12 protein-coding genes are annotated in these 15,078 nt (G+C 51.7%); 6 read left to right on the top strand and 6 right to left on the bottom strand.

The features are described 5' to 3' along the window. Positions 1-8 precede the first annotated feature (8 nt). The 3 genes from ACHZB8_RS08345 (at position 9) to phnN (ending at position 2,699) form a co-directional block, all read left to right on the top strand. On the top strand, positions 9-698 hold the full coding sequence (locus ACHZB8_RS08345) for a DUF1045 domain-containing protein (RefSeq protein WP_316859790.1): 690 nt from the start codon (positions 9-11) through the stop codon (positions 696-698). A gap of 200 nt (positions 699-898) precedes the next feature. Beyond that, on the top strand, positions 899-2,053 hold the full coding sequence (locus ACHZB8_RS08340) for an alpha-D-ribose 1-methylphosphonate 5-triphosphate diphosphatase (protein ID WP_316859857.1): 1,155 nt from the start codon (positions 899-901) through the stop codon (positions 2,051-2,053). Positions 2,054-2,099: 46 nt separating this feature from the next. After that, positions 2,100-2,699: a phosphonate metabolism protein/1,5-bisphosphokinase (PRPP-forming) PhnN gene (phnN, locus tag ACHZB8_RS08335; RefSeq protein ID WP_316859789.1), complete on the top strand. Its 600-nt coding sequence runs from the start codon at positions 2,100-2,102 to the stop codon at positions 2,697-2,699. Positions 2,700-2,796: 97 nt separating this feature from the next. Here the strand turns inward: phnN and ACHZB8_RS08330 are convergent, their stop codons facing one another. Beyond that, positions 2,797-5,901, bottom strand: a complete 3,105-nt coding sequence (locus tag ACHZB8_RS08330; protein ID WP_316859788.1) for an efflux RND transporter permease subunit — start codon at positions 5,899-5,901, stop codon at positions 2,797-2,799. Then, positions 5,898-7,124: an efflux RND transporter periplasmic adaptor subunit gene (locus ACHZB8_RS08325; RefSeq protein WP_316859787.1), complete on the bottom strand. Its 1,227-nt coding sequence runs from the start codon at positions 7,122-7,124 to the stop codon at positions 5,898-5,900. The genes ACHZB8_RS08330 and ACHZB8_RS08325 overlap by 4 nt, the downstream gene beginning before the upstream one ends. A gap of 478 nt (positions 7,125-7,602) precedes the next feature. On the opposite strand from ACHZB8_RS08325, the gene ACHZB8_RS08320 reads away from it, so the two are divergent. Then, positions 7,603-8,370 carry an FCD domain-containing protein gene (locus tag ACHZB8_RS08320; RefSeq protein ID WP_316859786.1) on the top strand — a complete coding sequence of 256 codons (768 nt, stop codon included), beginning with the start codon at positions 7,603-7,605 and terminating at the stop codon, positions 8,368-8,370. 517 nt (positions 8,371-8,887) lie between these two features. On the opposite strand, the gene ACHZB8_RS08315 is transcribed toward ACHZB8_RS08320, so the two are convergent. Further along, positions 8,888-10,462, bottom strand: coding sequence for a TIGR04141 family sporadically distributed protein (locus ACHZB8_RS08315; protein ID WP_316859785.1), 1,575 nt, complete (start codon positions 10,460-10,462; stop codon positions 8,888-8,890). Between the two features lie 316 nt (positions 10,463-10,778). On the opposite strand from ACHZB8_RS08315, the gene ACHZB8_RS08310 reads away from it, so the two are divergent. Both ACHZB8_RS08310 and ACHZB8_RS08305 read left to right on the top strand, forming a co-directional pair. Next, the gene (locus tag ACHZB8_RS08310) at positions 10,779-11,876 is read left to right on the top strand and encodes a DNA cytosine methyltransferase (RefSeq protein ID WP_316859784.1); all 1,098 of its coding nucleotides are present in this window, start codon (positions 10,779-10,781) and stop codon (positions 11,874-11,876) included. A gap of 6 nt (positions 11,877-11,882) precedes the next feature. Continuing rightward, positions 11,883-12,872, top strand: coding sequence for an HNH endonuclease signature motif containing protein (locus ACHZB8_RS08305; RefSeq protein ID WP_316859783.1), 990 nt, complete (start codon positions 11,883-11,885; stop codon positions 12,870-12,872). A 337-nt stretch (positions 12,873-13,209) separates the two neighbouring features. Here the strand turns inward: ACHZB8_RS08305 and ACHZB8_RS08300 are convergent, their stop codons facing one another. The 3 genes from ACHZB8_RS08300 to ACHZB8_RS08290 all read right to left on the bottom strand — a co-directional run bounded on the left by ACHZB8_RS08300 (position 13,210) and on the right by ACHZB8_RS08290 (position 15,007). Beyond that, positions 13,210-13,635, bottom strand: coding sequence for a hypothetical protein (locus tag ACHZB8_RS08300; protein WP_316859782.1), 426 nt, complete (start codon positions 13,633-13,635; stop codon positions 13,210-13,212). Between the two features lie 92 nt (positions 13,636-13,727). Further along, a complete protein-coding gene (locus ACHZB8_RS08295) occupies positions 13,728-14,465 on the bottom strand; it encodes an integrase (protein ID WP_316859781.1) in 738 nt (245 codons plus the stop codon). Continuing rightward, positions 14,408-15,007, bottom strand: coding sequence for an Arm DNA-binding domain-containing protein (locus ACHZB8_RS08290; protein WP_316859780.1), 600 nt, complete (start codon positions 15,005-15,007; stop codon positions 14,408-14,410). Before ACHZB8_RS08290 ends, ACHZB8_RS08295 begins: the two co-directional genes overlap by 58 nt. Positions 15,008-15,078: the final 71 nt, after the last annotated feature.

Genomic DNA, 15,078 nt, shown 5'->3' with positions numbered 1-15,078 from the left:
CAAGTGAAGTGCCCCGCTACGCCATCTTTTACGCCCCGCTCCAGAAGGACCCGCTCAACAAGGCAGCGGCCCATTGGTTGGGACGTGATGTCTTTTCCGGTGAAAGTCTCGAGCGCCCGTCGATGGTTGAGGGGATCGAACGGGAAGAGTTCGACGCTTTGACAGCATCAGCCCGACGCTACGGCTTTCATGGAACCCTGAAGGCTCCGTTCGAATTGGCAGAGGGGCACATTGTCGAAGATCTCGAGGAGGCACTTGAAAGCTATTGCAAGTCACTGACACCGTTCATGCTGCCAACATTCGAGGTGGGACAGCTGGGTGCCTTCTTTGCGTTAAGGCCCAGCGAGCCATCCGAAGCCCTGAAACAGCTCGCAAGCAATCTCGTGCGTGACTTCGACAGTTTCAGAGCACCCCTGAGCGAAGCAGACATCGCCCGGCGCAATCCGGAAAGGCTGACGGAGCGTCAGCGCGAGAATCTCCTGACTTGGGCTTACCCCTATATTTTTGATGATTTCCGGTTTCACATGACATTGACCAATCCGATTCCGGATCATCTGACCGAGCCATTCAAACTGGCTTTGCAACGCTATTTCGAGCCCTGTCTTTCTCAGGCAAGAGAGGTCTCGGCCCTGTCCCTGTATCAGGAAGAGGAGCGTGGTGCTCCATTCCTTGTACGGGCACAATTCCCGATTGGTTGAGAGTAAGGCCCTGTTGGCCTGTCACCATGAACAGCCAGGAATAGAAGGTGAAACTTCACCCGTGTTCCACCCCTTGGCTGGTCGTAATCGTGCCGCTGGGCCTTTTTGGCCTTGGCAGCGTTCACCGACCTGTCGGGCGTCAATTTGCAGGCCACGAAATGGCTTGAGCCAAAGAGTTAAGAGACGGGAAAATGTCCGTTATGAAAAACGAACTGATTTTGAAAAATGCGCAGATCGTCCTCAAGGACGAGATGATAAACGGCCATGTCCACGTCAAGGATGGCGTGATCGATGATGTCTCGGAAGGGGCATTGTCATCCGTGCTCGACAAATCCGCCGAAGATTTCGAGGGCGACTTCCTGTTGCCCGGTTTTGTCGAACTCCATACCGACCATGTCGAAGGCCATTATGCGCCGCGCCCCAAAGTGCGCTGGAACGCGATGGCTGCCGTGCTGTCTCACGATGCCCAGATCGCGTCCTCCGGGATCACGACCGTCTTTGATGCCTTGCGTGTCGGGATCGATCATGATGCAGACTTGAGCTATGACGACATGAAGACAATGGCCGATGCGTTTCATCGCGGAGTGGAAGAGGGGACCTTGCGCGCCGATCACTTTATCCATTTGCGGTGTGAGGTCTCTGCCGATGACTGTCTGGATGCCTTTCACAAGTTCGATCAATATGATCTGGTCAAGCTGGTCTCGGTGATGGACCACGCTCCGGGGCAGCGCCAGTTTGTCAATATCGATCAATATGCAGTCTACTATAAGGGCAAGCTGAAAATGTCGGACGCCGATTTCAAGGAAATGTGCGTGCGCAGAACAGCGGCCTCTGAACGCAATTCGGACAGGTTCCGTACCGAAATCGCCAATATCTGCCGTGAGCGAGGTGTCATCCTCGCCTCGCACGACGATGCAACGGTTGAGCATGTCGAGGAAAGTGTCCGTCACGACGTACATGTGGCCGAGTTCCCGACCACCTTTGAGGCCGCCAGGGCTTCCCATCAGGCCGGGCTTGCGGTTCTGATGGGCGCACCCAATATCGTGCGGGGCGGATCCCATTCGGGCAATATCGCCGCCAAGGATCTGGTCGAGATGGGCGTGCTGGATATTCTTTCTTCCGATTACATTCCATATTCGTTGGGTCAGGCGGTTTTCCGGCTTGCCCATGAAGACGAAGCGATTTCTCTGCCCGAAGCGGTTCGGATGATTTCCGACACCCCGGCTCGTGCGGTTGGCCTTGAGGATCGAGGATCGATTGAAATCGGCAAGCGCGCCGATCTGGTGCATGTCAAGAAGTCGCGCCGAACACCGGTCATCAGACAGGTCTGGCGCAACGGTATGCGGGTCGCATGACGCAAACAGACAGACACCCGCAGCGACGGGGCATCGGAGCAATCGAATGTATGATCGCAGCCAAGAGAAGCAGAAACAAGGCGGGTTGGGTCCCTTGATCCTCATGGTCGGACCAAGTGGTTCAGGCAAGGACAGTCTGCTCGATTACGCCAGGGAATGTCTCAAGGATGACCCGCGCGTCCTGTTTGTCCGTCGCTGTATCACGCGTGAAAAGGACGACCCGAACGAAGATCATCAGAGCATGAGCCTTGCTGCATTCCAAAAAGCCGAGATGGCCGGCGACTTCGTGATCTCGTGGGGGGCTCATGGCCTGCGTTATGGCTTGCCTGTTTCCATGCTGGATCATCTGGAGAAGGGCGGGGTTGCCATCGCCAACGGCTCGCGCAAGACGATCCCTGTCCTCAAGGATCGTTTCTCCAATTTCAAGGTCATCAATCTCACTGTCGAACCGCATATCCTGGCAAGTCGTCTTGCCAGTCGTGGGCGGGAAACGGCAGAAGAAATCGAGAAAAGGCTTGCGCGGACAAAGAGCCTTGCAAGGGAAGAGCTTTTCGGAGATGAGACGGTTCATCTAGACAATTCTGGCGAACTGGCAACCGCTGGCAAGGCTTTGGTCGAACTCATTCTGTCTTCGATCGATCAATAGGAAAGATCCGAGGCCCGTAACACCAAAAAGGCGATGTCCGGAGTGACATCGCCTTTTTGGTTTGCCTTCGCGAGCGACTATTTGGCCTGCCGCTGCATCAGGATTTTGCTGCTTCGGCCACTTCCTGCTCCAGCTTGTGGCCCGCCGCACCCGGCTCCCCGCCGAATGGTGCAATCCATCGATAGAGTACGGGGATGAGGAACAGGGTGAAGACGGTGGCGAATCCAAGTCCACCAACAACGACCCAGCCCACGGCAATACGCGCTTCTGCCCCGGCACCGGATGTGAGGATGAGAGGAAGGCCACCAAATACGGTCGAGACCATCGTCATCATCACCGGACGCAGGCGCAAGCGTACCGCGTCCCTGATGGCCCGGTCGACATCAAGCCCGCGTTCGCGCAGCTGATTGGCGAATTCCACGATCAGGATCCCGTTCTTGGCCATCACGCCAATGAGCATGACGAGCCCGATCTGGCTGTAATAGTTGAGCGTTCCGCCGGTAATGGTGATGGCCAGCATCGCCGCAGCAAGGCCAAAGGGAACAGTGATCATGATGATGACAGCCGAGACGAAGCTCTCGAACTGAGCGGCAAGCACCAGAAACACGATCAAGGCGGCTATACCGAAAATCAGGATTGTTCCGAAGCGGCTTGAGTCAAGTTCGGCAGCCTCGCCAAGCAGCGTGATGCTCGTTCCCGCAGGCAGAACCTGCTGTGCAAGCTCACGCATTCGCGTGACAGACTCACCAAGATTGACCCCCGTTGCCAGGTTGGCGCGAATGGAAACGGCCAGCGATCCTCCCTCGCGGGCATAGGAAGACTGGTTGAGTTCCTGAATGAAGCTTGCGACCGAGGAAAGTGGAATGATATTGCCCTGACTCGTGCGTGCAAACAGACGCTCAAGGTCATTGGCGTCATTGACTGGCCAGCCGCCATCCGGCGTCACCGTCAAGTCCACTTCTTCGCCATTGATGAAAACGGAGGTTGGCGTCAGTCCTTGCGTGACTGCCGAAATGGTGTCGGCAATCGTGTCTGGTGTAATGCCCAGTTCCAATGCACGGTCCCGGTCAATATTCACATTGATCTGGAGTGCGGTGGAGTCAGAGCTGAGCTGCGGATTGACGAACAACGGATCGCCTTCCATGGCCGCAATCAGCTTGTCTGCCCCTTCAACGAGCTTGGGATAGTCGTTCCCCGTCACGGCAAAACTGAGCCCGGATCCGCCCCCTCGAATGCCAAGCGAGTTTGACGAGCGTGCCATGACGCGAACGCCCGCGATCTTGTCGAGACTCCTGTTGAGATCCGTGATGATCTCCTGCTGATCACGATCGCGATCGAGCCAGTCCGCAAGCCGCACGATCACGAAAGCGCGTGTTCCCCCGCCACGTCCGATCAGGCTGAGAATAGACGTGACCTCACCACTTTCAATAAAGGGAGTAAGGGCAGTTTCCACCTCGGCGACCTGCTCGCTCATATAATCATTGGTGCCCCCGACAGGCCCTGAGACAAGCATGAAGAACATGCCGCGATCCTCGGGCGGTGTCAGGGTGCTGGTCAGCGTCTGTGATGCGCCAACGGCAAAAACTGCGAAAGCGGTGGCAATGCCGATTGTCAGCAATGGCAGTCGAATAGCCTTGTCGATGACATAAAGAAAAGCGCGCGTGACCAAACCGTCCTTGTGCTCTTCCTCTGTTTGCGCATTGGCCAGCATCTTTTTCGATGGCTTGCCCGGATCAAGCAGAGAGGCAAGCATGGGGGCCATGGTCAGCGCGACAACCGATGACAGCGTCACACAAAAGGCAAGCACGAAGCCGAATTCGGAGAAGACGCCGCCAGCCTGGCCCGGCAGGAAGGAAATCGGGATGAAAACGGCAGCAAGAGTGGCCGTGGTCGAGATCACCGCGAAAAAGACCTCATTCGTCCCAGCAACCGCTGCGAAGCGTGCTCCCTCGCCATCGTGCCGACGTCGGACGATATTCTCGACCACAACGATGGCATCGTCCACGACCATGCCGGTCGCCAGCACCAGAGCCAGCAGGCTGATGGTGTTGACCGAAAAGCCGACCAGCCAGATGGCGGCCAATGTACCGATAAGGGCAACAGGGATGGCGATGGCCGGAATGATTGTTGCCCGCCATGAACGCAGAAACAGGAAGATGACGACAATCACGATTGCGACAGCCAGAAGGATGGACTTGGTGACTTCCGTGATCGATCCTTCAATGAAAATGCCGTCATCGGTCGTGATGGTCAGGGCGACATCGTCAGGCAACTGGTTCTTGAGTTCTGCCACGGCCGCACGAACATCCTGCGAAATGGTCAGGGTGTTGCCGACCGACTGGCGAACGATATCGATCCCTATGGAAGGGCGGCCATTGACACGCGCCGCCTGGCTGGTGTCTTCGCCGGTGAACTGGACATCTGCAATGTCAGAGACATAGGTCGTGTCGTTGATGCGCAGGTGGTCGATCAGATCTGCCGTGACCACCGGATTGACAGACCGAAGAGTGGTCGTGTTGGTGTCGCTTTCGATGGAGCCGAGCGAGTAGTCATTGCGCAAGGTTGTGAGCGTTGAGCTGAGGTCATCAAGCGTGAGACCGCGAGCCAGCAGCGTGGGCATGTTCACGCTGATGCGGAACTCATTGGCCTTGGCGCCGGTCACTGTGATTTCGGCAATGCCTTCGACAAGAGATAGCCTGTCGGTGATGATCCCTTCGGCATAGGCTGTCAGTTCGGCAAGACTCTTGTTGCCGGAAAGGGCCAGACGAATGATCGGTTCGGCATCCGCATCGCTTTTCCTGATGGTTGGATCATCCATGTCATCGGGAAGCTGTCGTATGGTCTGTGATACGATTTCACGCGCTTCATTGGCTGCGATATCGACATCCACGTCACTGTTCAGATCAAGCGTGATCCGGCTGCTGCCATAGCTTGAGGTCGAGGAGATGCCCTTGACACCATCAAGCGCACCGAAGGCGTCTTCGAGCACCGATGTGACTTCCCTGTCAACGACATCCGCTGAGGCTCCGTCATAGCTTGCGCGAACCGAGAGGGCAGGCTTGTCAATGTCGGGCATCTCGCGCACTTCAACACCGTTGAGCGCTGCGGCTCCGGCGATGATGATGAGCAGGTTGATCACAAAGGCCAGAATGGGGCGCGCCACGAAAATGCGTGTCATGCCATCAACATGTTTGTTGCTCATTTGGTTGCCTCCGCACCAGCGGCATTTTCATTTGCCTTTGAAGGTTTGCCTGTTCCGCCATCCGTGCGAGCGTCCTGCTGCTCAGAACCGCTTGAGGTGATGGGGGCTCCGGGGCGAAGTTTCTGCACCCCTTCCACGACCACTTTCATGCCTTCCTTCAAGTCCCCTTCAATCCATATGGTGTCATCCTGACGATATCGGAAAATGACAGGAACCGCGCGGACCTTGCCCTTTTCGGCGATCCAGATCTGGGTTCCGTCGCGGGTCCAGGTGAGAGACATGGCCGGTACAGAGGCCAGAGGTTCGGTTTTCTGACGCAAAAGAACCTCGAACGTCATGCCGGGCCAGAGGCGCCCATCCTTGTTGTCGATCTCCGCCTTGACTGTTACCGTGCGTGTCGTCTCGTCAATGGTGCTGTCAAAAGCAATGATCTTGCCGTTGAATATCTTGCCGTTGATCGCCGGCGTCGTGACATAGACCTCTCTCCCCGGCTCGAGCAGATAAATGGCGCGTTCCGGCAACTCGAACGTGACGAGAATTGTCTCTGTATTGTTGATTTCAACAATCGTTGTGCCATTGGAAATGAAATCGCCCACTTCCCATTCCGACAGGCCAAGCTTGCCATTGATGGGGGACGTGATGGTCCTGTCTTCAAGCTCATTCTGTGCAAGGGCCAGTTGTCCCTGTGCCACGGCAACCGCTGATTCTGCTTCCTTCATGTTGGATGCGGTGACCGCGCCGCTGTTGCGTGTTTGAAGCGTGCTATAGCGTTCCAGGGTGTCCTTGGCCTGAGAGAGGTTCGCTTCGGCGATCTCCACATTGATCCGCTCACTGGTGCTGTCCAGCTCTATAAGGATGTCATCCTTCCCGACTAGTGGTGTACCCTCGACATGAACCGCCTTGATCTGACCGGAGACTTCCGAGACCAGTGAGACACTTTGCTTGGCCACTCCGGTACCGATCGAGCTGAAGGTGTCTTCATAAGGCGTGAAAACAACATCTGTCAGCGTGACATAGGTTGCCATCGAAGCACCCCGACGGCCAAAGCTTCCACCTCCAGGTCCTCCACCTGCACCATCTGGTGCAGATGCTCCCCGTGTTGTCTGGGACTGCGGTGGGTCGCCTGATAACAGACCGCCCAATCCAAAGGGAATTCCGAACTGATAGAGATAAACGCCAAAAATGAGAAGAATTGCAACCAGAAGGCTAAAAACGTGCTTCATTATTTTATCCATTGGAGAGACACCGAACACAAGATGGGATCTTATCATATTGTCGTATGTCAATTTCAAGAATGATTGTTTCCGATCCTGTATCTAATTGTATCAAAGAGTATCAGTTTCGTAAGAAACGGGTCCCCGCGTGCAATTCTGGACCGTGGATCGAGAAATGCATTCGAAAAAACACGGAATGCGTCGACTGCGGCGCCGGATTAGGGCTGCTTCCAGGGCATGAAAATATTTGCATAACCGAATGCTCCATGTTGGCAGCAGAAATCTTTGAAACAACTGTGAATAGCGTCTTTGATTATACAAAACTTTGAGGAATTGCTTGAAAAATGAGGGCATGTAAGTAATCTCCCGCTAAAAAGCTGCTTAACATGACGCAGTCCTACTGTGGCGGGCAGGGATAATACTTGATATATGGCATGTATTGTGAGTATTGACGAGGCAACACCAAAAAGGGATGTATGAAAACCAAATGACTGACTCTATGGACTTGGGTGAAACGCTCCAAACACCACTGAAACGTGGCAGGCTGCATTCCGTCGTATCGTCCGTGCTTGAGAGTCGGATCTTGAATGGTGATTTGAAAGTCGGCGACAGGCTGGAATCCGAAAGCGCCATTGCGCGCGAATTCGGTGTCTCCACACGAGCCGTCAGAGAGGCCATCCAGGAACTTGAGGTCAAGGGCCTTGTGCTGCGACGCCATGGAGAGCGAACGGAAATTGTTCGTGATGACGTCAATAACTATCTCGATGCGCTAGCGGTCACAGTGCGCCAGCAATTCTATTCCGACGCAAACTATCTTCTGCAACTGATGACAGTGCGACGGATGATCGAGTCTGAAGCGCTTGAAATCATTGCCAGCCTCGATGCTCCCGATTTTGGTCCGATGGGAACGGCACTGGCCAATATGAAAAAGGCGCGGGACGAGACAAATTTCTCCGGCTTTGTCGACGCCGATGCCGCCTTTCATCTCGCCCTCGTGCATGCAACCGACAATCAGATTCTTGTCAGGATCTATGACAATTTCGCCGGTTTGATCAATGACGTGATTCATGTGACCAGTCGGGTTCCGATCAAGTCTCTGGACAAGGCCTATGACGAGCATGCCGACATCTATGAGAAGATTCTTGCCAAAGACACAAGCGGTGCCACAGACCTCATAAGAGCACAGATTGACACGAGCGCCGCCTATCTGCGTCAGGCGATTGAGAAAGCAGGCGCGAAGTCGGAAAAGACATGAAAACGGACTGGCCTGTGCCAAGCGGGGGAGGCTTGAGGGGGCTCGCGATGCTGATATCCTCGCCAGTTTGTTGCGGCCATGCCTGGGGGTATCCGTGATTGACCGCCTTTAAGAGCAAGTGCATCAGATTGGCAGCTTGCTGGCTGAAACGGCTCGTCACCTCATCAGATCTTTGAAGCTGAAGCTCAAGCCGACGTGGCCGAGCATTTTTATCCCCCCGGACAGACTATGCTTCAACGGCAAACGCAACCAGCACGACCACTCAAGCCTGAGCGTCGCATACGGGGCAGATTTGTAACGGAGAAATTTGGCTGGGGATCCTGGACTCGAACCAGGACCGACGGAGTCAGAGTCCGAGTTAAAAACTTCTAATAGTATGTAATATAAGTGTTATTTTCTAAATTTTGCGTGAGTGTGCGAGAGTTGTGTGAGTCAGATTTCTGTTGCAGCAGCAGAATTTTGGTCAGTTTTGAGTCCTCAGTTGAATCCACACTAATCAGGAGAAAGAGTTTCATGGCTATGTAACTGGAGTTGGAATAAAGCGCAATGTTGGTTTGTATGTCATTCCCTTGAGAGTTCTGCTCTCATCTCGAAGGGTTATCCTGCTGAAAAAGGGAATCATGAATCCCCCATCTTTTCGAGGAGCATCGATGATTTGAAACTCAACTTTCCATCCAGCCATTGCATCGCCCATCGCTTTTGCTAATGTCTCCGCAGTTGCATCATTTGTTAGTTCGCGAACCTTTTCAATCATAGTTTCTCGGGCCTGAGGGATGGTCTTCAGAATTTGTGCGGAATTAGCTCCTTGTTTGAAAAAATGGCTAAGCACACTCGATTGTCGTGAGCTTTTCTTAACGTGGATCAGGCGCTTGTTCTCTATATCCAAGAGATCACAGGCCTCGAATTTTCCATATGGTATGGCAGGAACCGAGAGTATCTTCTGGTCGAGGCATATTTGACCATATTCTTCAGCACAGCGTAAGTTGTAGCTAAGTTCGCTTTCAAAACCGGTCTTTTTCCCATCTTCTGAGATTATTTTCTTTATCACTAAAGGCGCGAATGGCCAGCTTTCTTTAAGTTCGTTGAAAACGGCATCAACATCTGATTTGAACTGTTCGTCAAGCCGATACCACTCGCCTTCACTAATTGCATACAAACCTCCGTCAACGACAATTGAGCCAACCAGAGCTTTTTTAATTGACCAGCTTTTCCTGGTTCCAGCGTCATTGTTAAATTCAGCCAAAATCCCATGTTTTCGACAGATTGTTTCTGTATCTAACTCTTCGATCTTATCTCCTAAGGCGTCGCGGTAGTGTGAAATAAGAAGGTCTGGAAAACGACCTTTTAGACCAGGGCCGTACATACCGTAGTAGATAACGTCTTCTTCGGACCATCCTGGCATCGATAGCTCAAAATTTTCTGTGTCGTTTTTAACTGCTTCGACTGCAGCCTCGTCTAGTTTAGCGATAAACAATTTGTCGAGTGTAGGGCGTACCTTATCAATAATGTAGAAGCCGGTTGCCTGGTACTCATTTGATTGAGAGCGCTCAAGCGCCTCTTTAGCTACGTCTGCTATGTCCCCGAGGCTCATCTCGCGTGTCACCTTAAGGGCCGTTGCTCCAGAAAGACTATTGGCAAAGTCGCTATCGTCCACTCGTCCCGAGATTCTGCGAACTAGGTCGAGGGCTTCGTCGATACCGAAAGCTTGCAAATCCCGCTGAAATGAAGATTGGGAGACCCCTTTGATTGCTTCACCGAGATGGCTGCGATCAATCCGGCGAACCTTTTTGTCATCGAGGGAGTTAATTGCAACGCGCAATCCAAAGTCTGATTCAATTTTGGTGTCGTCTATAAACTGCCAACCGTGGGCAAAAGATGTTGCAAATACGCTTGAGATATCAGCAAGCCAAGTTGGTGGCGTAGGTGCATTTTCAAATACATAAACTCTAGCGGCATCTCCAAGATCATTGGTATCAGAACGCGCAACTTTACCGTTACGAATTTTTTCTTTTGCATTCTCAGTGAAGAGTTCTTCGAATTCGGTAATACCCTCTTTTGCGAGATAGAGTGAGTATGTTTTTGACTTTGCCAACGGTTTAATCCCTATTTCAGTAAATCTCGCTTAAGTTGAGTATCAAACATTTTTACACTAAGAGCAATGCTGGCAAACGTTGAACTGTTCGTATGAGGAGATCACCGATACGGTTGATAATCGCCCTGATGCTTTCAACGCATGTTGCGAGGACTTCGAAGAGGAAAAGCAGCAATCGTTAGAAGTTTTTCAAGAAAAGGTGGCCGATCTTAAAGGAACTAAGTGAATCAGATACAAAAGGTGAGAACGAACCTCTGGCCTACGTAAAGGGGAAGTTTGTTCTTTATTCGTTCACCTCTTCATGTAGAATGGAAGCATGACTGAAACTCGAATCAATTCAGATAATGTTAGTTCGCTGCGAGTGATTGATCTGTTCTGCGGAGCAGGAGGGATGTCGCTTGGCTTGATTGACGAGCGTTTTTGCGGCGGTTTTAAATCGGTTCTTGCAATCGATAATGATAAAGCCGCAATCCAAACTCACGCAGCTAATTTTAGTGGTGAGTCAGTCTGCGCTAATGTTGAGGAGTGGATTCAAACACATGAAATTCCCGAGGCAGATATTGTTATTGGTGGTCCGCCTTGCCAGGGCTTCAGTTTGCTTAATAGGCAACGAAAAGGAGATGAACGCAGAGCGTTGTGGGAGCCATTTATTGAGATTGCCCACTGCTCAAATGCACCAATATTTGTGATGGAAAATGTAGCTGAGCTTTTCCGTTCTCCTGAGTTGCAAGAAATTTGTAAAAAAGCTGCTCAATATGGCTTTGAGACTGATGCGTGTGTTGTAAACACCGCAGACTATGGCGCTCCTCAAAAGCGTATGCGAACTATCGTGCTTGGTTGGCGGCAAAATGCTCAGCCTCCTGTATTTCCACCACTTCCAACTCATGCTGACCCCAAGAAATCGAGCAATTTGCCGATCTGGAGAACGGTTCGGGATGCAATTGCTGATTTGCCAGAGCCAACCGAAACTGAAATTGGAGGAAGTGCACCGTTAGATCTGCATATCAAACGAAACCCGACGGCAAAGAGTGTTGCTCGATACAAAGTTGTGCCTCCGGGTGGTAATCGGTTTGATCTACAGAAAAATGCGCCAGATTTAACGCCAGCTTGTTGGATAAAGAAAAAGAGTGGTGGAACTGATTTGTTTGGTCGGCTGTGGTGGGATAGACCATCAGTCACAATTCGGACAGAGTTTTTTAAGCCAGAGAAGGGGCGTTATCTCCATCCTGAGCAGCATCGGCCGATTACTCATCGTGAGGCTGCACGATTGATGGGGTTCCCAGATGATTTTAAGTTTGTCGGATCGAAAACCGAAATTGCGCGGCAGATTGGCAATGCAGTGCCTCCAGCACTTGCATCGGCATTAGGCCGAATGATCCGTGAAATGTATGTTCAATTAAAGAAATCGGCATAGTCGACCATGGCAAGAAGATCTCGAGCGGCGGAAAATCAACAAACTCAAGTCATTGAAATTAAACAGCTGCTCGATACTTTCTTGGAGCGCGTCAAAAAAGACGATTTGCGCGAGCAAGTGAGAAGCTTAGTACCAGCTGTTCATGCATTGCGAGATTTAGGCAGCGGGCTTGTTAAAGGTGAGGATGTTAGATCTGCACGAGACCGAATGCTTGCTTATCTGCTGAAATATCCAAAAACATTGATCGATGGCGATGAACTGATGGTCGTTTCAGGTATTGGAGAATGGGCGCGGCGCGTTCGTGAGTTGCGTGTACAGTATGGTTGGACGATTTATACCGGCGCAACGCTTACTGAAGTCGTCGAGGATGCGCCTGAGATTGTAGATGAGTTGGAAGCGATGCTCAGGATGAAGGACTTTCATCTGAGGCCTGATCAATATGTGCTAATGAATGTTAATCAGGATCGGGAGGCTGCCCTTAGATGGAATCAACTCAACGCGATTCGTAAAAAACCAGGTGGAGTGAAGGCAAAGCTACTAGAGTATTTGCGGCTAAATGTGGGTCATGTTGTGACTGGTGAAGAACTACGTTACCTGGCTAAAGACAACAAGGAATGGGCTAGGCGAACACGCGAGCTGCGAACAGAGGATGGTTGGCCAGTTGTAACGCGTATGCAGGGGCGCTCTGACCTCAGTGTTGGCGCATATTTACTGGAAGAAGATCGCCAGGCTGAAGTTCATGATCGGAATATTCCAGACCCTGTCCGAGTGAAAGCGCTGAAGCGTGATAAGTTTTGTTGTACCTATTGCGGATGGTCAAGAAACAATCTTAATCCCGACGATCCGAGAAAGTTCCTAGAACTGCATCATTTGGTTGACCATGTAAAGGGTGGAGCAAATGAGCTGGATAATTTGAAAACATTGTGCAATGTACACCATGATCAAGTTCATGCGGGTGGCTTAGTTTGGAATGGCGACGAATGGTACGAAATTTAGACTTGTCCTGGACAAAGGCTGTCGAAAGCTTGATGTCGGACGATAAGGTCTCAAAAGTGGGAAAACTTACGATAAAGCGTGCTTTGTCTATTAGCGCGGTCGAGGGGTTTGTTCCGTCATCTGAGATATTGAAGTATGTGGAGCGAACTGACTTAACAACAGCTGAGCGCCGAAGGTTTATACACAAACATTTCATCGACAAATCTTGAGGGTGCAAGTCCCTTGCACCCCTGCCACATGGCGAATGCGGGGGGCAGAGGATCAAGGGGGAGGGTGCGGGCGCAGCCACAGGCGAGCCTCGGCCCCTTGAACCGCCGTTGGGGGCAGCGCCCCCAGCTTACCACTTAAACGCATAAAACCGCTCCCAAGCATTAGCGATGTCCTCAAAGCACCATTCACGTAACCGCCCATGAGAGGGACTGGGACGTGAGGTACATCCTTCCAACCCACTTTCCCGCTTGAAATGCTGCATCCAGGTATTGGACTTGGGCTTGCCCTTGGGGCTGAGCTCAATCCGCCGAATATGATGGCTGCTGGCCCAAACCTCACGCGGAAGCTCAACCGAGCTGCGATCGAGTAAGAATTCCCGTAACCGCATTACGTGTCGATCTTGTGGGTCTTGCTCCAGTTGCTCTTTGAACTGCGCGACTGCCAGTTCAGCGCCACGTTGCCCCGCACGTTCCAACATTTCTTCCAATACGTCTTTATTCAGCACGACGGCTGAGATTGCTTCCATAATCCTCACTTTCATTGATTTGCGCATAAAAAAAGCGCTCTCGAGGAGCGCTTAAAACCAGTCCAGCTATAACTGCCGGATTGTTGCTGTATACTATATATGGGTGCGGAAGTCAAGAATTATACACCTAATAGTTGTCCTAACTTGTCCGTCACTGGCCGTAATGGATCAACAAAACCAAGGTCGTAAATCATGGTCGTTTCCAGATTCCCTTTGTGATCCACGTAGTGGCTGACGTCTTCACGCCTCACCCCTTGTCCAACCAACATCAGGGAAATAGCAATCCGTTTGAGGTCATAGAGCTGAAAATAATCTGGCACTCCATCTAGCTTCTTAAATCGAGCTAGCGGATTACGGAAGTTGTCGCGTGGTTGATTGGCATCCGTATGGGAAGGAAAAACTAATTTGGCCTCTGGCCAACGCCCTTGCTGATGACGTACCAATTCAGCCACCTTGGGGTGGATGGGAACTGAACGGTAGGCATATTCAGATGGTGCCCGTGACAGCTTGATGCCTTTAGTGTTGTGCTTGTGCCAAATGAGGTTGTCCAGATCGAAATGGGAAAACTCAGCATGCTTGAGCTCCGTTGGTCGGGCCATCGTTAGAAATAGGATGCCCATGTAGTTGCAGAGCTCAACCATCTGGGCGTTTCCAACGGTTGTTCTGCCATTGGTAAGTGAAACTATTCGCTTTTTCCGGCCATTTAGACCTGCTGTTGGAACCGATGGCTCAATCACGGGCGAAAAGATGTAATTGGCAATTGCCTTGATTTGTTCTGGTGAATAATCGCGTCGTTGCTTTAAGACGGTTTTCTGGCGAAGGGGAGTGCAAGGGTTTCGCATATCAACAATCTGCATGCGTATCGCCCAGTTGAATAAAGCCTTGAGATGCCGATATGCGGCATTCCAGGTTCCATCAGCCTTAAACTGTGCCAGAAATCGTGTGACATCAGATGGGTTGATGTCAGTGATAGGTTGGAATGCCATGCATTTGCGCAAAGCTGCGATACGAGCGTTTTTTGTTTTTTGCCGCGTTGAGTGTTGGCTTTGGGCTGTGGGCGCATGCTGTCGTCTATATAGCACCAGAACTGTCCCTGATGATTTTTCGACTTGGTTGACATATGCTCTGCCCAATAGCGCTCGATTATATCTTCAACAAGTAAGTCCTGCTTTTTGCGGTGATCGACTTTATCAGCGTCTGGATCAGTTCCCTCTCCAAGGAGTAGGCGGCGTTGTCCGACGCACAGCCTTGCTGAGCCAATATTCATGTTGGCAGCATCTCCGATGACCACTCTGCGCCTTTTGCCATGTAGTTGGAATGCATGAACAAAGGACATGCTGCCGTGCGCTGTTACGCGTAGGCCAAGCCCCTTTTTGGGAATCTGGGTGGATTTTTCCATCGGCTCCTTTGGGGTGATCCCAGTAAAGCTCCTGATGTTTATTCTCTGGGCAAATTGCTGTCTTAATAAGT

It is taken from the genome of uncultured Cohaesibacter sp., from assembly GCF_963556055.3.
Lineage (GTDB): Bacteria > Pseudomonadota > Alphaproteobacteria > Rhizobiales > Cohaesibacteraceae > Cohaesibacter.
The sequence above is the reverse complement of the archived record's forward strand: the minus strand, read 5'-3'. Positions and strand labels throughout refer to the sequence as shown.